Source organism: Blastococcus tunisiensis (genome assembly GCF_900112815.1).
In the GTDB taxonomy this organism is placed as follows: Bacteria; Actinomycetota; Actinomycetes; order Mycobacteriales; family Geodermatophilaceae; genus Blastococcus_B; species Blastococcus_B tunisiensis.
Genome location: NZ_FOND01000021.1, coordinates 18,016 through 36,996, shown reverse-complemented (window position 1 = coordinate 36,996; position 18,981 = coordinate 18,016). Strand labels below are relative to the sequence as shown.

Here is an 18,981-nt window from a genome sequence, read left to right as displayed (position 1 = left end):
CACAGGGGGTGGCCCGGCCGCCCGGCAGTGCCCGGCGACCCGCTGGTTATCGTGCCGGGGAGGGCCCGCGACGAGGCGGGCCCCGCCTGAGGCGGAGGTACCGCGTGGACCTGTTCGACCTGACCGGCAAGGTGGCCGTCGTCACCGGCGGCACCCGCGGGATCGGCCTGATGATGGCCCGCGGCCTGCTCCAGGCGGGGGCCCGGGTGTACCTCAGCTCCCGCAAGGCCGAGGCGGGCGACGCCGCCGTCGCCGAGCTGGCCGAGTTCGGCACCGCCGTCTCCATCCCGGCCGACCTCTCCACCGAGGCCGAGTGCGTGCGGCTCGCCGAGGAGGTGGGCGCGCGGGAGGAGCGCGTGCACATCCTGGTCAACAACGCCGGCGCCACGTGGGGCGAGCCGCTGGAGACCTTCCCCGAGTCGGCCTGGGACAAGCTGCTCGACCTCAACCTCAAGTCGCCGTTCTTCCTCACCCGCGCCTTCCTGCCGAAGCTGCAGGCGGCGGCCAGCGAGGGCGACCCGGCCCGCATCGTGAACGTCGGCAGCATCGACGGCCTGCACGTCAACCCGATGCCGACCTACTCCTACGCCACGAGCAAGGCCGGGCTGCACCAGCTGACCCGCGTGCTCGCCAAGGAGCTCGGGCCGAAGGGCATCACGGTCAACGCCGTCGCGCCCGGCCCGTTCGAGTCGAAGATGATGGCCGCCACGCTCGATGCCTTCGGGTCGGAGATCGCCGCCAAGTCCCCGCTGGGCCGCATCGGCCGGCCCGACGACATGGCCGGCGTCGTCGTCTACCTGGCCAGCCGGGCGGGCGCCTACGTCACCGGCGCGGTCATCCCCGTCGACGGCGGGATCGCCACCACCGCCTGAGAAACACCCCCTGCCCGGCTGCCCGCGCCATGATCGGGGCACCTGATCATGGCGCGTCCTCCCCCACGGCAGACGGTGGGGGAGGACGCGCCACGGTGGGGGAGGACGGTCGGGACGGCGGCCGCGCGGTGGGGGAGAACGGTCGGGACGGCGGCCGCGCGGTGGGGGAGGACGGCCGGGACGGCGGCCGCGCGGTGGGGGAGGACGGTCGGGCCGGCGACCGCGCGGTGGGGGCGGCGGTCAGGACGGCGCGCGGAGCATCGGCGGGACGGTGCGCTGCCGCGGCGGCACCTCGGTGACCCGCGCCAGGTGCGCGTCGGCCAGCGCGACCTGGTGCGGCGACCCGACCAGCACCCCCTGCTCGCGGGCCGACCGCCACCAGCACCGTGCCGCGTCGAGATCGCCCCGGCGCTCGGCGAGCCGGCCCAGCAGCTCGTCGTAGGCGCCCAGCGTGAGGGACGGCGTGCCGAGGACCGCTTGGCGCCCGCGGTAGGGCAGCAGCGACTCGGCGGCCGACGTCAGGTCCGGGTCGTCGCCCAGCCACAGCGCCGACTCGGCCTGCAGCAGGACGGCGACGTCGCTGGCCCAGTCGCGGATCGGGGTGCGCCCCCACCGCGTGCGCAGCCGCCGGGCCTCACCGACGTCCCCGGACTCCGCGGCGGCGAGCACGGCCATCTCCTGCAGCAGCGGGCTGCCCTCGTCGCCGGTCTCCACCAGGAGCGGCACCACCTCGCCCTGCCGGCCGTCGGCGCGGCGCAGGGTGAACTGGTGCGCCGCGTAGGCGTGCCGGGCGTGCGGGGTGACCCGGCGGTAGAGCTCGTAGGCCTCGGTGGTCAGCTCCTCGGCGCGGGCGGCGTCGCCGCGCAGCCAGGCCAGCCCGCCGGCCTGCCACAGCACGTGCGGGCGCACCTCCGGACCGCTCAGCGACACTGCCAGCCGGCGGGCCTCCGCATGGTCGGCCTCGAAACCGGCGAGGTCGGTGAGGTGCAGCCGGATCGCCGCCCGGTGCAGCCGCGCCACGAACTCCGTCCACCGCGGCAGCCCGCGGCCGACCATCGCCAGGGACTCGTCGACGGCGGCCAGCCGCCGCTCGGCGGCGCCGGGGCGGCCCCAGACGGCGAGGCTGAAGTTGTTCAGCGCCCGCCCGAGGAGCTCGGGATCGCCGGCCGTGCGGGCGATCCCGACCGCCTGCTCCGCGGCGCGCACCCCGCGGTCGTCGGGGCCGAACGCCAGTTCGACGCCGAGGGTGCCGAGCAGCTGCGCAGTGGTGCGGTCGTCGACGTCCCCGCCGGCCAGGAGGTCCTCGAGCAGGGCCACCATGTCGTCGTCCACCATGCCGTGCGGCCGCCAGTTCCAGACCGTCACGCTCCCCCAGACCGCCGCCGCCTCGGCGAGGCACCCGCGGTCGTCCAGGTGCCGGGCGCCCGCGATCGCCTGCGCCACCACCTCCCGGGCCTCCGTCCGCGAGCCGGAGCGGAGCAGGTCGTTGCCCAGCGCGGTCAGCAGGTCGTGGCGGGTGCGCGCGGCGTCCGGTCCGGCCGGGTCGACCAGCTCCAGGGCGCGGCGGGTGTGCGCCGCCGCCTCGCCGTGGGCCAGGCGGGCGCGGGCGGCCCGCGCCGCCGCGGTGGAGTAGATCCGTGCCGGCGCGGGACCGGCGACCGGCAGCGCCTCGACGAAGTGGTGCGCCAGCCGCTCGACCAGCGAGTCGTCCGTGGTCAGGGCAACCCGGCGCTCCAGCGCCTCGCCCAGCCGCGCGTGCAGCCGCGCCCTCCGCAGCGCGGGGAGGTCGCCGACCAGCACCTCCTGGACCAGCGCGTGGGCGAACCGCCAGCGCCACGGCCGCCTCCCCTCCACGACCAGGCCCGTCGCGACGGCGGAGTCCAGGGCGTCCAGCGCCTCCTCCGCCGGCGTCCGCGCCGCCTCGAGCAGCTCCAGGCTCACCTCGCGGCCGGCGACCGCGCACAGCTCGAGCACGGCACGGGTGGGCGCGGGCAGCCGGGCCAGCCGCGTGCGCAGCACCGCGCCGACGGACGGCGGCACCGGGACGGCGTCCAGGTGCCGCTCGTGGGTGCCGGCCAGCCAGCGGGACAGCTCGACGACGAAGAACGGGTTGCCGCCGGTGCGGTCGTGCACGGCCGAGGCCAGCGCGCGGTCGCCGCGGGCGCCGGGCTGGGTGTCCAGCAGCGCCGCGACGTCGTCGGCGTCCAGCCCGGCCAACCGCAGGCAGGTGGCGGCGGGCTCCCGGGCCAGCCGGGCCAGGCAGTCCGTGACCGCCTCGGGCAGCTGCTCGCCCACGGTGCGGGCCGTCACCAGCAGGAGCACCGGCGCGCGGGGGAGGTGGCGGGCCAGGAGCCCGAGCAGCTGCACCGAGGTGGTGTCGGCGCCCTGCAGGTCGTCCAGCACGACCAGCACCGGCGCCGGGCCGGCCGCCGTCCGCAGCCGGGTCCGCAGGTCCTGGAACAGGTCGAACCGGGCGGCATCGGGGTCGTCGTCCCCGGCCCTGAGCTGGAGGGCGAGCTCGTCCTGCCCCAGCTGCTCGAGCACCTGCCGCCAGGGCCACAGCGCCGGCGCGCCGGTGTCGTCGGCGCATCGGCTCCACGCCACCGTCCAGCCGGCGGCCCGCGCCGCCGCAGCGGCGGCCTCGGCCAGCCGGGTCTTGCCGATCCCGGCCTCGCCCTCGAGGACGACGACGGCCGGGTGCCCGGCGCTCACCTGCCCGGCGACCGCCTGCAGCCGCGCGAGCTCGCTCCGCCGGCCGACCAGGAGCTCGGCGCCGGCGGTCATCACCGGGGCCGGGGCCGGGGCGGTCGGGAGGACCGGGCGCGGCACCCGGTCCAGCAGCGTCGCGTCCTGGCGCAGCACGGCCCGCTCCAGGTCGCGCAGCTCGGGCCCCGGGTCGATGCCCAGCTCGTGCCGCAGCAGCCCGGCGCACCGGCGGAGGGCGTCGAGCGCGTCGGCCTGCCGGTCGGCCGCGTAGAGCGCGGTGACCAGGCGGGCCCAGAGCCGCTCGCGCAGCGGGTGCTCGGCGACGAGTCGCTGGAGGTCCGGGACGGCGGCCTCGGCGCGGCCCGCCGCCAGCAGGGCGTCGCAGCGCCGTTCCCGGGCCCGCACGTGCAGCTCGGTGAGCCGCAGCCGGTCGGTCGCCGCGGCCGGCAGCTCCCCGAGCTCCGGGAAGGGGTCGCCGCGCCACAGCCCGAGCGCCTCGTCGAGCAGGGCGATGCCCGCGGCGCCGTCGCCGGCCCCGACCGCCCGGTCGCCGTCGTCGACCAGCCGGGCGAACCGGAGCAGGTCCAGGTCGGCCGGGTCGGCCCGCAGCAGGTAGCCGGGCGGGCGGGTGAGCAGCACGGTCGGCGCCTCGCGCGGCCCGCGCTCGGGCTCGAGGACCCGCCGCAGGTGGGAGACGTAGGCCTGCAGGGTGCCGGTGGCGGTGGCCGGCGGGTCCTCGCCCCAGAGTGCGTCGACGATGCGGTCGATCCCGACCACCCGGCCGGCCTCGGCCAGCAGCAGGGTGAGGAGCGCGCGCGGCTTCGCGCCGCCGACGTCCAGCGGACGGCCGTCGGGACCGGTGACCTCGAGCGGGCCGAGCACGCGGAAGCGCACGAGCCGGGATGTTCCCAGCCGCCGTGCCCGGCCGGCACCCCTTCTCGTGCGGTGCGCTGCAAGTCGGGTCCAAGTATCCGCCAAGCGGCCGCCGGAACTCTGTCCTGCGTCCGAACCGGCTGCGCGGTCACCGCCGCGAGCTCCCCCGATCCGCGGCCACCGCCGCGGCCGCGAAGAGGAAATACCCCTGATGAGTCTCACCGAGAAGCCCGAGCTCCCCTCCGCCGTCCTGAGCGACACGGTGCTCGCCACCCTCGCCCCCGCCTTCCCCGCGGGCGCCGTCGACGAGCTGCGCGGCCGGGTGCACGGGCCGGTCTACGTCGCCGGCGACGACGGCCTGGCCGCCGAGGTCGCCACCTGGAACGTCGCCGTGCAGCACACCCCCGCCGTCGCCGTGGGCGCCACCTGCGCCGCCGACGTCGCCGCCGCCGTCTCCTGGGCCGTCGCGCACGACCTGCGCGTCGCCGTCCAGGCCACCGGCCACGGCCCGGTCCGCAACGCCGCGGGGTCGCTGATGGTCACCACCCGCCGGATGCAGGGGGTGCAGATCGATCCCGAGCGGCGCACGGCCCGCGTCGAGGCCGGTGTGAAGTGGGCCCGGGTGCTGGAGGCGGCCGCCGAGTTCGGCCTCGCCGGGCTGTGCGGCTCGTCGTCCGACGTCGGCGTGGTCGGCTACACCCTCGGCGGCGGCATGGGGTCGCTCGGCCGGCAGTACGGGTTCGCCGCCGACCACGTCCACGCCGTGGAGATCGTGACCGCCGACGGCCGGCTGCGCCGCCTCACCGCCGACGCCGAGCCCGAGCTCTTCTGGGCCGTCCGCGGCGGCAAGGGCAACCTCGGCATCGTGACGGCGCTGGAGATCGAGCTGGTGCCGGTCACCGGGCTGTACGCCGGCGGCATCTTCTTCGCCGGCGACGACGCCCCGGCGCTGCTGCACCGGTTCCGCCAGTGGGCGCCGATGCTGCCCGAGCACATCAGCAGCTCGATCGCGCTGCTGCGGCTGCCGGACCTGGAGTTCCTCCCGCCCCCGCTGCGCGGGCAGACCGTCGTCCACCTGCGGTTCGCCTCCGCCGGCCCCGACGAGGCCGAGGCCGAGCGGCTGCTCGCGCCGATGAAGGAGGCCGGGCGGATCGTGCTCGGCTACGTCGGCCCCATCCGGACGACGGAGATGGACAGCATCCACATGGACCCGGTCGACCCGATGCCGGCCTTCGAGAAGGGCCTGCTGCTCACCGACCTGACCGAGGAGGCGGTGGACGCGCTGCTGGCGGCGGCCGGGCCGCAGCTCGACGTCCCGGTGATCATGGTGGAGATCCGGCTCATGGGGGGCGCGCTCGGCCGGCCGGCGGCGGTGCCGAACGCCGTCCCCGGCCGGAGCGGGGCGTTCGCGGTGTACGTGATCGGCCCGGGCGTGCCGGAGCTGGCGCAGGTCGTGCCGGCCGTCGTGGGCGGGGTCGTCGGGGCGCTGGCGCCGTGGCGGGCCGCGGAGACGATGATCAACTTCCTGGGTGACGTGTCCGGCCCGGGGGAGGTCCGTGCGGCCTACCCGCCGGAGACCCTGACCCGACTGCGCGCGGTGAAGGCCGCCGTCGACCCGGCCGGGATCTTCACGTTCGGCCACGCCATCTGAGCCCGTCCACGATCAGCCACCCTGATCATCGAGCGTCCTCCCTCACCGCAGGACGTGAGGGAGGACGCTCCGGGATCAGGTCCCCTGATCATGGCGTAGCGGGGCCGTCGGCGCCGCGGACCCCTGACCCCGGTCCGCGGCGCAGGGTGCTCAGTCGGGGAGCAGGACGCCGGGGTTGCAGATGCCCCGGGGGTCCAGTCGCTCCTTGACCGCCCGCAGCACCTCCACCCCGAGCGGCCCGACCTCGCGCTCCATCCACGGGCGGTGGTCGGCGCCGACGGCGTGGTGGTGGGTGAGCGTGCCGCCCGCGGCCAGCAGGGCGTCGGTCGCGGCCCGCTTGGCCGTCAGCCACTGCTGCAGGGGCAGGTCGTCGTCGCGGTCGGCCAGCACCGTCACGTACAGCGAGCCACCGGTCGGGTAGGCGTGCGAGAGGTGGCTCATCAGCAGCGGACGGCGACCGTCGCGGGTCAGCGAACCGCGCAGGGCCCGGCGGACGGCGTCGTACACGGTGGGCAGCGCCGACCAGGTGGCCGCCGTCTCCAGGGTCTCGACCAGCAGCCCGCCGTCCATGAGCCGGTCGCGCAGGTAGGGGCCGGCGAACCGGTTCTTCTTCCACGACTCGGCGACGGTGCGGCCGAGCCGGATCGCCCCGCCGTCGCGCAGCACGGAGGCGGCCGCCTTCGTCCGCGCCTGCACCATCGAGGGCAGCCCCTCCCAGCCGAGCACGAGCAGGCAGCCGTCGCCGTGCCCGCGGACCCGCAGGCCGGCCCGCAGCGCCCTCGCCCCCGCACCGGAGGCCATCAGCAGGTTGGCCCGCGTCTCGTCGGAGTCCGACAGCCGGACGACGTCGGGCAGCAGGTCGTGGCGGGAGAGCTGCTGCAGAGCGGCCAGCCCGGTGGCCCAGGAGCGGAACGACCACCCCTCGTAGGCCGAGGTCGCCGGCACCGGGCGGACCCGCAGCGTCAGCTCGGTGATGATGCCGAGCGTCCCCTCCGACCCGAGCGCCAGGCCCAGCAGGTCGGGCCCGGCCGCCGTCGCCGGGGGATGGCCCAGCTCCAGGACCCCGGAGGGGGTGGCCAGCGTCAGCCCGGTGACGAGCTCGTCGAAGCGGCCGACGCCGGTGGAGTTCTGCCCGGCCGAGCGGGTGGCGGCGTACCCCCCGAGCGTGGCGAACTCCCAGCTCTGCGGCAGGTGCCCGAGGGTCAGGCCGGCCCGGCCCAGCTCCTGCTCCAGTGCGGGGCCGCGCATGCCGGGGCCGACGGTGACCAGCGAGGAGGGCACGTCGAGGGACTGCACCGACGACATGCGGGACAGGTCGACGGCGATCGAGGGGCGGTCGTCGGGGTCGACGCCGGCGAGGCCGCCGACGACGCTGGTGCCCCCGCCGAACGGGATGACGACGACGCCCTGCTCGCTGCAGGTGGCCAGCAGCGCCGCCGTCTCCTCGGTCGTCCCGGGGAGGACGACGGCGTCCGGGGCGTCGGAGGCGTTCCCGCCGCGGCGGCGGAGGAGGTCCAGGTAGCTCTTCCCCCCGGCCCGCCGCAGCCGCGACTCCCGGTCGGTGCGGACGTTGTCGGCGCCGAGCAGCTCGACCAGCCGGGCGCGCACGTCCTCGGCGAGCCGGGAGGGCGCCAGGTCGATCTCGTCGACGGCGACCGGCGGGGTCGCCCGCGGGGTCCAGCCCAGCTCGCCGCTCAGGTAGCGGCGGGCCGCCCTGGGCAGCGTGCCGCCCAGGTCCCCGTCGCGCGGTGCCGCGGCGGGGGACGGCGGTCCCCAGCCCTGGATCGTCAGTTCCGGCTGCGTTGCCACCGGTACAGTCTGCCGGTGCTGCCGCCGGAGCGATCATGGTGACGTCGTCCCTGCCTGGAGCCCTCTCGCCGGCTCGCCGGGCGCGCGATCTCGCGGAGCTGGCCGGCGCGACCGTGGACGTCGTCGTCGTCGGTGGCGGCGTGACCGGTGCGGGGGTGGCGCTGGACGCCGCGAGCCGGGGCCTGTCGGTCGTCCTGCTCGAGCGCACCGACCTCGCGGCGGGCACCAGCCGGTGGTCGTCCAAGCTGGTCCACGGCGGGCTGCGCTACCTGGCGCACGGCGAGCTCGGCCTGGCCCGGGAGAGCGCCCGGGAGCGCGCCGTCCTCATGGGCGCGACCGCGCCGCACCTGGTGCGGCGGCTGCCGTTCCTCGTCCCGGACGTCGCCGGCCGGGACGTCACCGCGCTGGCCGCCGCGGGCGGCCGGCTGGGGGACGCCGTCCGGCTGTCGGTGCGCGGCGGCCGCGGGTCGCTGCCCGGCACCCGGCGGGTCGGGTCCGACGAGGTCTCGCGGCTGGTGCCGGGTGTCCGCGCCGGGCGCGGCGGCGTCGTCTTCTGGGACGGGCAGCTGGTGGACGACGCCCGGCTGGTCGTGGCCCTGGCCCGGACGGCGGCCGCGTACGGGGCGCGGGTCCTGACCGGCGCCACCGCGACGGCGGTGGACGGTGCCGACGTGCACGTGCGGGCCGGCGCGGAAGCGTTCGCGCTGCGGGCCGGGGCCGTGGTGAACGCCGCGGGGGTGTGGGCGCAGGCGCTGGCGCCGTCGATCCGGCTGGTGCCCTCGCGCGGCTCGCACCTGGTGGTGCCGGGATCCGCGCTCGGGTCGCCGACGGCGGCGCTCACCGTGCCGATCCCCGGGTCGCGGTCGCGGTACGTGTTCGCGCTGCCGCAGGCCGACGGGCGGGTCTACCTCGGGATCACCGACGAGCCGGTCGAGGGCCAGGTGCCCGACGACGACGCGACGCCGAGCGACGCCGAGGTGGCCCAGCTGCTCGAGACGGTGAACCAAGTGCTGGCGGCGCCGCTGACCGGGGACGACGTGGTCGGCGCCTACGCGGGATACCGGCCGCTGGTGCTGCCGATGTCCGCCGGGGCGGGCCCGGGGGACTCGACCGCCGACCTCTCGCGCCGGCACCTGCTGCAGTGGGACGGACCGGTCCTCTCCGTCGTCGGCGGCAAGCTGACCACCTACCGCGCGATGGCCGAGGAGGCGGTGGACGCCGTGGTGGCCCGGCTGGGCCGGGGCGCCCGGCGGTCGGTCACGTCCCGGCTGCCGCTGGTCGGCGCGGCGCCGCGGCCGGCGCTGGAGCGGGTGGCCGCACCGGGGCGGCTGGTGACCCGGTACGGCACGGAGGCCCCGGCCGTGGAGGCGCTGGGCACCGCCGTCGTGGTGGCCGGCCGGCCCGAGACGGAGGGGGAGCTCCGCTTCGCGGTCCGCTACGAGGCGGCGCGCACCGTCGCCGACCTGCTCGACCGGCGCACCCGGATCGGGCTGGTCCCCGCCGATCGGGAGCGCGCCGTGCCGGTGGCCGAGCGGGTGCTCGCCGAGGAGGCTTATCCCACTGGACGGGATGGGCATTCCATCTGACGGGACGCCGGGTGCAGGATCGGGGCGTGGACACCTACACCCACGGGCACGCCGAGCCCGTCCTGCAGTCGCACCGGTGGCGCACCGCGGAGAACTCGGCCGGGTACCTGCTCCCGCACCTGCGCCCGGGACTGGACCTGCTCGACGTCGGCTGCGGGCCCGGCACGATCACCGTCGACCTCGCCGCGCGGGTCGCCCCCGGGCGGGTGCTGGGCATCGACGTGTCGGCCGAGCCGCTGGCCGAGGCGCGGGCGGCGGCCGCCGGCGCCGGGGTGGCGGTCTCCTTCGCGGTCGGGGACGTGTACGCGCTCGACGCGGCCGACGGCTCCGTCGACGTCGTGCACGCCCACCAGGTGCTGCAGCACCTCACCGACCCGGTCGCGGCGCTGCGCGAGATGGCCCGCGTCTGCCGTCCGGGCGGGCTCGTCGCCGTCCGGGACGTCGACTACGCGGCCACCACCTGGTTCCCGGCGGACCCTGGCCTGGAGCGGTGGCTGGACCTCTACTCCCGCGTCGCCCGGGCCAACGGGGCCGAGCCCGACGCCGGACGGCGGCTGCTGTCCTGGGCGCACGCGGCGGGGCTGCGCGACATCACCGCCAGCGCGGGCACCTACTGCTACGCCTCGCCCGAGGAGCGGCGGTGGTGGGGCCGCTCCTGGGCCGGGCGGGCGACGTCGTCGGCGTTCGCCGACCAGGCGGTGGCCTACGGCCTGGCGACGCCGGCGGAGCTGGCGGAGATCGCCGCCGCCTGGCTGCGCTGGGCGGAGTCCGACGACGGCTGGCTCGGCATGCTGCACGGCGAGCTGCTGATCCGCGTCTGACGCGGGTCAGGCCGGGGACGGCTCGCGGGGCTCGGCGTCGAGGGCCAGCAGCGCCCGCTGGACGCCGACCGCGACGGCGGCCAGCGCGAGGAAGCCGGGGTCGTCGTCGACCGTCGTCCGGCGCAGCCGTTCGGTGAGGTTGTCCAGCGCCTGCCGGGCCACGTCGATGCGGCTGTCGCGGTCGTCGGGGCGCTCGTCGCCGTCGTGGTAGGGGGTGCGCACGACGCCCGCGAGCCCGTCGAGGGCGTCGGCCAGCCGCTCCGCCGTCCCCAGCTCGGGGCCGTCCCCGCCCGGGTCCCCGGGCCGGTACTCCGCCACCAGGGTCGTGACGTCGTCGGCGAGGACGGCGACCCGGTCCAGCGACCGCGACTGGGCGCGCAGCCGCGCGGCCGGCTCCTGCCACTTCCGGGCCCGCGGGTTCGCCTGCCGGGCCCGCTCCACCGTGCGCTCGGCCTGCCGCATGCGGTCCAGGGGGCCGCTGAGGGCGGCGACGCGCTGCTCCTCCTCCTCGGCCGTCGGCAGCTCGCCGCGGCGCAGCTCCCCCGCCACGAGCTCCAGGTGCTCGGCCAGCAGCTCCCGCACCCGGGCGACCTGCTCGCTGGCGTGGGTCAGCTGCAGCGGCGGGAACAGCAGCGTGGTCACCAGGACGCCGATCGCGCCACCGAACAGCACCAGCGCGGCGTAGGGCAGCACGTACGCGGTCGGATCGTCCGCGTTCCCCAGCGTCAGGGTGAACAGCGCGGCGACGCTCACCCAGCTGGCGTTGGAGCCCAGGACCCGCCACTGCTCCACCCCGATCGCGACGGCGACGACCAGCGCCAGGGTGAGGGCGGTCGGCACCGGGCGGGCGATCTCGTGCACGCCGACCGCGATCCCGCCTCCCAGCAGGATCGCCAGCACCGTCCGCCAGGCGACGCTCGCCGAGTCCGCGACGGTCGGCAGGCAGGCGACCACCGCGCCCAGCGGGGCGTAGTAGGCGTAGTCGGACAACGGGGCCGGCAGGAGGACGGCGAGCTGCCAGGAGATGCCGGCGGCGAGCGCGGCGCGGATCCCGCGCTGGACGACCGGGCGGCGCAACGGTGCCCACAGACCCCTCACGACCTCAGACGGTTCCCGGCGGCCGGCCGGTCAACCCTCCGGGTCAGGCCGGCTGCGGCCAGCGGGACTGCGCCTCCAGCACGGTCAGGGCCCGGTGCGTGCCGACCGCCACGGCACCCAGGGCGAAGAAGCCCTCGTCGTCGCCGATCGCGGACTCCCGCACCAGCGCCGTCAGCCGCCCGGCCGCCGCGAGCGCCGCCCCGATGGCCCCGTCCCGCTCGTCGGGCTGCGTGTCGGTGTCGTGGTACGGGATCCGGACGACGCCGGCCAGCCCCTCGAGGGCGTCGGCGAGCACCCAGCCGGTCCCGTCGTCGACCCGGTCCAGGCCCCGCCGGTGCGGGTGGAACTCCACGACCAGGGTGGTGAGGTCGTCGATGAGGACGGCGACGCGGTCCAGCGCGCGGGACTGCTCCCGGATGCCGGCCGCGGTGCCGCGCCACTTCCGGGCCCGCGGGTTGGCCCGGCGGGCGCGCTCCACGACCAGCTCGGCCTGCCGCATCCGCTCCAGGGCGCGGTCGAGCCGGTGCCCGCGGTCGTCCCACTCGTCCGGGTCGGGCACCCGGCCGCTGCGCAGCCCGGCGGCCATCGTCTCCAGGTGGTCCGCGATCAGCCCCCGGGCGGCCTCGATCCGCTGGGTGGCCGACGTCAGCTGCAGCGGCGGGAACAGCACGGTGGTGACCAGGACGCCGATCGCGGCCCCCAGGAAGGTCAGGCCCGCGTAGCGCACCGCGTAGTCGGCCGGGTCCGCCGTCCCCACGGTCAGCATGAGGACCGCCGCGAAGCTCACCCAGCTGGCCTGCTCCCGCAGGTACCGCCACTGCTCCACGACGATCGCCAGCAGCACGATCAGCGCGATGGTCAGCGCGTTGGGCACCGCCCGCGTGACCTCGTAGACCGCGACGGCCAGCGCGAACCCGAGCAGGATCGCCAGGATGCTGCGCCAGGCGGCGCTGGCCGAGTCCGCGACCGTCGGGCTGACCGCGATCACCGCGCCCAGCGGGGCGTAGTAGGCGTACTCGGAGAGGGCGTCGGGCAGCAGCAGCGCCACCTGCCACGACAGCCCCGCCGCCAGTGCCGCCCGGACCGCCCGCTGCACCCACGGCTGCTGCAGCCGTGCCACCACCCACCCCACCCGGCCAGGATGCGGGCCACGGGGGGCCGGGCGCACCCACCGGGAGGGTGACGTCCGACTCGTCCCCGGACCCTTCCCGGGGTCTGGCCGCCGGACCCTTCCCGGGGTCTGGCCGCCGGACCCTTCCCGAGGTCTGGCCGCCGGACCCTCCCCGGGGTCTGGCCGCCGGACCGGACGTCCAGCCGCGTCGTGGCGCGGCTGGACGTCCGGTGGTGCGGCTGTACCTGCCACCGCCAGTCGCGGGCGGACGACGCCCGTCGGGGCCGAGCGGGCCCGGCGTCAGCCCTGGCGGGCGGCGTTGGCCTGGACGGCGGTGCTCACGTACCGCGCCAGGCCGGGTGCCATCGCCTCGTACGTGGCCGCGAAGCGCTCGTCCTCGACGTACATCCGCCCGAGGCCGGCGTGCATCTCGGGCGAGCACTCGTAGAAGCTGCGGCTGATGTGCTGCCGGTTGTCCTCCGCGACGTCCATCGCCTCCGCCGAGTCGGGCGCGGCCCCGGACCGCATCACGGCGACCCACCGGTTGCCGAGGTCCTCCATCTCGGCCGTGATCCGGACCCAGTCGTCCTTCGAGTAGGCCGCCGTCCGCCGCGTCGACTGCGCGTACGCGTCGGTCTCGCCCCAGCGCTCCCGCACCTCGGCGTCGTACTGCGCCGGGTCGTGCTCGCCGAACACCTCGAACCTCTCCTCCGGGGTCAGTGCGATCCCCATGTCCCGTGCCTCCATCTCCTTCTCGACGGCCGCGACCATCGCCGACGTCCGCTCCAGCCGGTCCCGCAGCAGCCGGTGCTGCCGGCGCAGGTGCTCCGCGGGATCGGCGGACGCGTCGTCGAGCAGTGCCGCGACCTCCTCGAGGGGGAACCCCAGCTCGCGGTAGAGCAGCACCTGGTGCAGCCGGTCCAGATCGGCCGCCGAGTACTGCCGGTAGCCGGCCGACGTGCGCCCGGACGGCGACAGCAGGCCAATCCGGTCGTAGTGGTGCAGCGTGCGCACCGTGACGCCGGCCAGTGCCGCGACCTCTCCCACGTTCATCGCGGTCCCTCCTTCGGTGTTGACGAGGAGAAGGCAACAGCCTGACGCCACGTCAGGGTCAAGCCCGTCACCCGCAGTCAGCGATCGTCGACGGAGCGGGTCGTCGCAGGATCGCAATCATCGCGGGGGTCGCCGGTCGGGGGGCGGATGTGAAACGGTCGGTTTCCCCTGCGCCCGGAGTCGTCCGGTACCCGCGCAGGACCTCACGTCGAATCCGCGGCGCACATGCGGCCGGGAAAGGTGCTGGCCCCATGTGGGACTACGTGGTCGAGCGCCGCGGCCTCATCGCCTTCCAGGCCTTCCAGCACGTCAGTCTCGTCGTCCAGTGCGTCCTGCTCGGCTCGCTCCTCGCCGTCGCGCTGGCGGTCCTGGTCTACCGCAACCCGACCGCCACGTCGGCCGCCAACGGCTTCTCCGCCGTGGGCCTGACCGTCCCCTCCTTCGCGCTGCTGGGCATCCTGCTGGCGCCGTTCGGTTTCGGCATCACGCCGGCGGTCATCGCGATCACCTTCTACGCGGCCCTGCCGGTGCTGCGCAACGCCGTCGTGGGGCTGGCCGGGGTCGACCGGTCCCTGGTCGAGTCCGCCCGCGGCATCGGGATGAGCCGGGTCCGCACCCTGCTGCGGGTGGAGCTGCCGCTGGCCTGGCCGGTGATCCTGGCCGGCATCCGGGTGTCCACCCAGATGGTCATGGGCATCGCGGCCATCGCCGCCTACGTGCTGGGTCCGGGCCTCGGCGGGTTCATCTTCTCCGGGCTCTCCCGCCTCGGTGGGGCCAACGCCCTCAACTCGACGCTCACCGGGACGATCGCGATCGTCCTGCTGGCCCTCGTCCTCGACCTGCTGCTGGTCCTGGTGGGCCGGCTGACCACCCCCAGGGGGATCCGTGTCTGAGACCTTGCCCTCCGAGGCGCAGCCCGCTCCGCCGACCGCCGCCGAGCCCGGCCGCGACGACCGGAACATCAGCGGCGTGCCGATCCGGCTGGACGGCGTGACCAAGCGCTATCCCGGTCAGGACGTGCCCGCCGTCGACGACGTCACCCTGGAGATCGCCGCCGGCGAGACGGTCATGTTCGTCGGCCCGTCGGGCTGCGGGAAGACGACGCTGCTGAAGATGATCAACCGGCTGATCGAGCCGACCGGCGGCCGCATCCACCTCGGCGACGAGGACGTCACCGACCAGGACCCGGACCGGCTGCGCCGGCGGATCGGGTACGTCATCCAGGCCGGCGGGCTGTTCCCGCACATGACCGTGGCTACCAACATCGGGCTGGTCCCGAAGATGCTCAAGTGGGACGACGCCCGCGTCGCCGCTCGCGTGGACGAGCTGCTCGACCTGGTGGGCCTGGACCCCGACCAGTACCGCGACCGGTACCCGCGCGAGCTCTCCGGCGGGCAGCAGCAGCGGGTCGGGGTCGCCCGCGCGCTGGCCGCCGACCCGCCCGTGCTGCTCATGGACGAGCCGTTCGGTGCCGTCGACCCGATCACCCGCCAGCGGCTGCAGGACGAGCTCATCCGCATCCAGGAGGAGCTGGGAAAGACCATCGTCTTCGTCACCCACGACTTCGACGAGGCCGTGAAGCTGGGTGACCGGATCGTCGTGTTCGACGTGGGCGCGCGGGTGGTGCAGTACGACACGCCCGAGCGGATCCTCGCCGATCCGGCCGAGGAGTACGTCGCCGACTTCGTCGGCGCCGGCGCCACCCTCAAGCAGCTCACGCTGACCCGGGTCGGGGACGTCGACCTCCTGCAGCCGACGACGGCGACGGTCGGCTCGGACGCCGCGGCCGCCGTGGCCGCGGCGCAGGCGGCCGGCGACGACTACGTGGTCGTGCTGGACCGGCGCGGGCGGCCGATCAGCTGGCCCACGCTGGCCGAGCTCACCCGGTCCCCGACGATTCCCGACACGGTCGACGAACGGCTGCCCGTCGTGGGGATGCGCTCGACGCTCAACGATGCGCTCGACACGATGCTGGCGGCCAGCCAGGGCGGGGTGGTGGTCACCGGCCGGCGGGAGAGCCTGGCCGGGGTCATGGCCGTCGAGACCGTCATGGCGGCCATCCAGCGCACCCGCTCCGGAGCGGCCGGGTGACCGCCTCCACCGGGGTCCGCCCGGACGGCGCCCCCGACGACACCGCGCCTGAGCCCGCCACCCAGGCGGCCGACGAGCGCGCGGCCGCGTCCGGTGCCGGCGGCTGGCGGGCGCTGGTGTGGCAGCCGGTCATGCTGGCGGCGGCCGTGCTTGCCTTCGTCGTCTGGCGGCTCGCGGCCGACCTCAGCGAGACCGAGTCCCGGCAGCTGGGCTGGAGCGCCCTGTCCCGGAGCATCGTCGAGCACCTGCAGCTCACCGCGGTCTCCGCGGTGATCGTGCTGGTCATCGCCATCCCGCTGGGCGTGCTGCTGACCCGTGGCGCGATGCGCCGGTTCAGCCCGCTGATCATCGGGGTGGCGAACACCGGGCAGGCGGCTCCGGCCATCGGCCTGCTGGTCCTGCTGGCCGCCTGGGTGGGTTTCGGCTTCCGGACGGCGGTGATCGGGCTGGTCGTCTACGCCGCGCTGCCGGTGCTGCGCAACACCATCGTCGGCATCCAGGGCGTCGATGCCCGGCTGGTCGAGGCGGGCCGGGGGATGGGGATGAGCGCCCTCGCCGTGCTGCTCCGGGTCGAGCTGCCCCTGGCGGTGCCGGTGCTGCTGGCCGGCGTGCGGACCGCGCTCGTGCTCCTCGTCGGCACCGCCACCCTGGCCACCTTCATCAACGGCGGCGGGCTGGGTGTGCTGATCACGACCGGGATCAACCTGTCGCTGGACGCCCTGCTGATCAGCGGGGCGGTGCTGGTGGCGCTGCTCGCGCTGGCCATCGACTGGCTGGGCCGGGTGGTCGAGCACGTCGCCCGGCCGAGGGGGCTCTAGATGCGCGCGCGTCTCGTGGCGCTGGCCGCCACCGCCCTCCTGGCGACGACGGGCTGCGGACTGCAGGCCGCCACCCAGTACACGCCGCCGTCGGCGCCCGGCAGCATCGAGCCGATCGACGGCGTCGAGGGGGACGAGATCGTCGTCGGCGCCAAGAACTTCACCGAGCAGCTCATCCTCGGCAAGATCGCGGTGATCGCGCTGCAGGTGGCCGGGTTCGACGTCGTGGACCGGACCAACATCCCCGGCTCCGTCCCTGCCCGCCAGGGCCTGGTGGACGGGGACATCGACATGGAGTGGGAGTACACCGGCACCGCCTGGCTGTCCTACTTCGGGGAGTCCGACCCGATCCCCGATCCGCAGGAGCAGTGGGAGGCCGTGCGCGACGTCGACGAGGGCAACGGGCTGACCTGGCTGCCACCGGCCGAGGCCAACAACACCTACGCGTTCGCCGTGCGCAGCGAGGCGCTGCCGGAGCTGGGCAACATCTCGACCCTCTCCGGCATCGCCGAGCTGCCGGTCGAGGAACGCACCTTCTGCGTCGAGTCGGAGTTCGCCAGCCGCAACGACGGCCTCGGCCCGATGCTCGAGACCTACGGCATCCCGCTCGGTGACCCCCAGGGGGTGCCGCGCGACAACATCCGCATCCTGGACACCGGCGCCGTGTACGAGGCCACCGACGACGGGCTGTGCAACTTCGGCGAGGTGTTCACCACCGACGGCCGGATCCCCGCCCTGGACCTCACCGTGCTCGAGGACGACCGCGGGTTCTTCCCGGCGTACAACATCTCGCCCGTCGTGCTGACCGAGACGCTGGAGGAGTACCCCGAGCTGGCCGACATCTTCGGTCAGATCACGCCGCTGCTGACCGACGAGGTGCTGCAGGTGCTCAACGCGCGGGTCGACGTGGAGGGCGAGGAGCCCGCCGACGTGGCGCTGGACTGGATGGTGGACGAGGGGCTCGTCACCCGCGGCTGAGCCGGCCGGCGGCCTTGACCCGGTACATCGCGGCGTCGGCGGCCTCGAGCGCCGACTCCGGGGTGTCCTCGGGCGCGCAGAGCGCCACGCCGATGCTGATCCCGACGTCGAACGCCGTGCCGTCCGCGCTGTGCAACGGCGTGCCGAACGCGGCGGCGACCCGCCCGGCGATCTCCTGCGCCGCCTCTTCGCCCCGGACGCTGGGGCAGAGGACGACGAACTCGTCGCCGCCGATGCGGGCCACGGTGTCGCCCGGCCGGACGGCCGACGCCAGCCGCCGGCCGGCATCGACGAGCACCTCGTCACCGACCGCGTGGCCGGCCACGTCGTTCACCGGCTTGAACCCGTCGAGGTCGCAGTAGAGGACCGCCGCCGGCTCGGCCGCCCGCCGGGCCGCGGACAGCGACTGCTCGAGCCGGTCGAGCAGCAGGCTGCGGTTGGGCAACCCGGTCAGCGGGTCGTGCAGGGCCGCCGCGCGAAGGGCCCGCTCCAGCTCCCGCTGGGCGGTGACGTCGACCAGCGTGACCAGGGCGCCGAGGACCTTCTGGTCGTCGCCGCGGATGGTGGTGCCCGAGGCGGTAACCAGCCGCAGCGGCCGGCCCGGCGCCGCGATGCCCATCTCGACGTCGGCCACCCGGCCCTCGCGGTAGACCCGGGTGAGCGGCACCAGGTCCGGGGGCAGCGCCGCGCCCTGCGCGTCGGTGAGCCGGAAGACGCCGGGGAGCTCGTCGACGGCGACCGCCGGGTCGGGCTCGACGCCGTGCCACTCGCGGCTGACCCGGTTGAACAACGACAGCCGTCCCTCTGCGTCCCCGGCCACCACGCCGACGGGCAGGGCGTCGAGCAGTGCGCTGGTGAACGCGGTCGACCGCACCAGGCGCGCGTGGGCGCGCTCCAGGTCGGCCCGGGCCAGCTGACCGGCGGCCGCCAGGTCGGCCAGCCGGCTGGCCTGCTGCCGGGCGCGGAACAGCGAGACGGCGACGGCGGCGAGGTCGTCGAGGCGGCCGCAGTCGTCCGGCGTGAAGGCGTGCGGCTCGTCGTCGAAGACGCTCAGCGCGCCGAGCAGGACGTCGTCCACCACGATCGGCGCGCTCGCGTAGGCGCGCACCCGGCCCCGCCGGCCGTCCACCCACGGGTTCCCGGCGAACTCCGGCACGGCCGTGAGGTCCTCGACCGTCTGGACGCCGGCGCCGCGCCGGGCCAGCACGAAGCCGATCGACTCGTCGCGCGGCGTGGCGGTGGCGCGGAAGCCGTGCGCCGCCAGCGCGTGCTTGACGGGGGTGTCGAGGGTGTTGACGGCGGCGTAGCGCAGCCCGGTCACGGCGGCGGCCAGGCGGACGATGCCGTCGAGCTCCGGATCGGCGCTCGGGCCGGGGACGCCGAACTCGTGCACGAGCGCGGCCGGGCGGGCACGCGGGTGCCGTCGTCCGGTCGTCGTCATGCCAGCAGCCTTCCCCGGGAGAGCCTTCGAGATCGTACTCGTTCCGGAACGACAGCCATCGCCGCCGGGTTGA

General features: G+C 76.0%; 14 protein-coding genes. 8 read left to right on the top strand and 6 right to left on the bottom strand.

Features of this window, described 5'->3' with window-relative positions:
• Nucleotides 1-104: 104 nt before the first annotated feature.
• Complete coding sequence (locus tag BM142_RS20375; RefSeq protein ID WP_092202687.1) at nt 105-872, top strand: SDR family oxidoreductase; 768 nt, start codon at nt 105-107, stop codon at nt 870-872.
• 240 nt (nt 873-1,112) lie between these two features.
• Here the strand turns inward: BM142_RS20375 and BM142_RS20370 are convergent, their stop codons facing one another.
• Nucleotides 1,113-4,472: an ATP-binding protein gene (locus BM142_RS20370; RefSeq protein WP_175527387.1), complete on the bottom strand. Its 3,360-nt coding sequence runs from the start codon at nt 4,470-4,472 to the stop codon at nt 1,113-1,115.
• Between the two features lie 190 nt (nt 4,473-4,662).
• Here BM142_RS20370 and BM142_RS20365 point away from each other — a divergent pair, with 190 nt between their 5' ends.
• A complete protein-coding gene (locus BM142_RS20365) occupies nt 4,663-6,102 on the top strand; it encodes an FAD-binding oxidoreductase (protein ID WP_092202683.1) in 1,440 nt (479 codons plus the stop codon).
• 150 nt (nt 6,103-6,252) lie between these two features.
• Here BM142_RS20365 and BM142_RS20360 read toward each other — a convergent pair whose 3' ends face one another.
• Nucleotides 6,253-7,911 (bottom strand): FAD-binding oxidoreductase, encoded by a 1,659-nt coding sequence (locus tag BM142_RS20360; protein WP_092202681.1) that lies wholly within the window; start codon nt 7,909-7,911, stop codon nt 6,253-6,255.
• A 35-nt stretch (nt 7,912-7,946) separates the two neighbouring features.
• Between BM142_RS20360 and BM142_RS20355 the strand changes: the two genes are divergently transcribed.
• Entirely contained in the window at nt 7,947-9,497 is a 1,551-nt protein-coding gene (locus BM142_RS20355; RefSeq protein ID WP_092202679.1) for a glycerol-3-phosphate dehydrogenase/oxidase, read from the top strand.
• A gap of 26 nt (nt 9,498-9,523) precedes the next feature.
• Nucleotides 9,524-10,318 (top strand): methyltransferase domain-containing protein, encoded by a 795-nt coding sequence (locus BM142_RS20350; protein WP_092202677.1) that lies wholly within the window; start codon nt 9,524-9,526, stop codon nt 10,316-10,318.
• A 6-nt stretch (nt 10,319-10,324) separates the two neighbouring features.
• Here BM142_RS20350 and BM142_RS20345 read toward each other — a convergent pair whose 3' ends face one another.
• The 3 genes from BM142_RS20345 to BM142_RS20335 form a co-directional block, all read right to left on the bottom strand.
• Nucleotides 10,325-11,416, bottom strand: a complete 1,092-nt coding sequence (locus tag BM142_RS20345; protein ID WP_139228969.1) for an FUSC family protein — start codon at nt 11,414-11,416, stop codon at nt 10,325-10,327.
• Between the two features lie 43 nt (nt 11,417-11,459).
• Complete coding sequence (locus BM142_RS20340) at nt 11,460-12,548, bottom strand: FUSC family protein (RefSeq protein ID WP_139228968.1); 1,089 nt, start codon at nt 12,546-12,548, stop codon at nt 11,460-11,462.
• A gap of 279 nt (nt 12,549-12,827) precedes the next feature.
• A complete protein-coding gene (locus tag BM142_RS20335; protein ID WP_092202672.1) occupies nt 12,828-13,580 on the bottom strand; it encodes a MerR family transcriptional regulator in 753 nt (250 codons plus the stop codon).
• 251 nt (nt 13,581-13,831) lie between these two features.
• On the opposite strand from BM142_RS20335, the gene BM142_RS20330 reads away from it, so the two are divergent.
• The 4 genes from BM142_RS20330 to BM142_RS20315 are packed head-to-tail and all read left to right on the top strand — an operon-like array spanning nt 13,832 to nt 17,467.
• The gene (locus BM142_RS20330; RefSeq protein ID WP_092202670.1) at nt 13,832-14,473 is read left to right on the top strand and encodes an ABC transporter permease; all 642 of its coding nucleotides are present in this window, start codon (nt 13,832-13,834) and stop codon (nt 14,471-14,473) included.
• Nucleotides 14,466-15,671, top strand: a complete 1,206-nt coding sequence (locus tag BM142_RS20325) for an ABC transporter ATP-binding protein (protein WP_305764376.1) — start codon at nt 14,466-14,468, stop codon at nt 15,669-15,671. The genes BM142_RS20330 and BM142_RS20325 overlap by 8 nt, the downstream gene beginning before the upstream one ends.
• Entirely contained in the window at nt 15,668-16,489 is an 822-nt protein-coding gene (locus BM142_RS20320; RefSeq protein WP_217640820.1) for an ABC transporter permease, read from the top strand. Before BM142_RS20325 ends, BM142_RS20320 begins: the two co-directional genes overlap by 4 nt.
• Nucleotides 16,490-17,467 (top strand): glycine betaine ABC transporter substrate-binding protein, encoded by a 978-nt coding sequence (locus BM142_RS20315; protein WP_092202668.1) that lies wholly within the window; start codon nt 16,490-16,492, stop codon nt 17,465-17,467.
• Here BM142_RS20315 and BM142_RS20310 read toward each other — a convergent pair.
• Nucleotides 17,454-18,908 carry a sensor domain-containing diguanylate cyclase gene (locus BM142_RS20310; RefSeq protein ID WP_092202666.1) on the bottom strand — a complete coding sequence of 485 codons (1,455 nt, stop codon included), beginning with the start codon at nt 18,906-18,908 and terminating at the stop codon, nt 17,454-17,456. The two genes, BM142_RS20315 and BM142_RS20310, sit on opposite strands and share 14 nt — an antisense overlap.
• Nucleotides 18,909-18,981 lie beyond the last annotated feature (73 nt).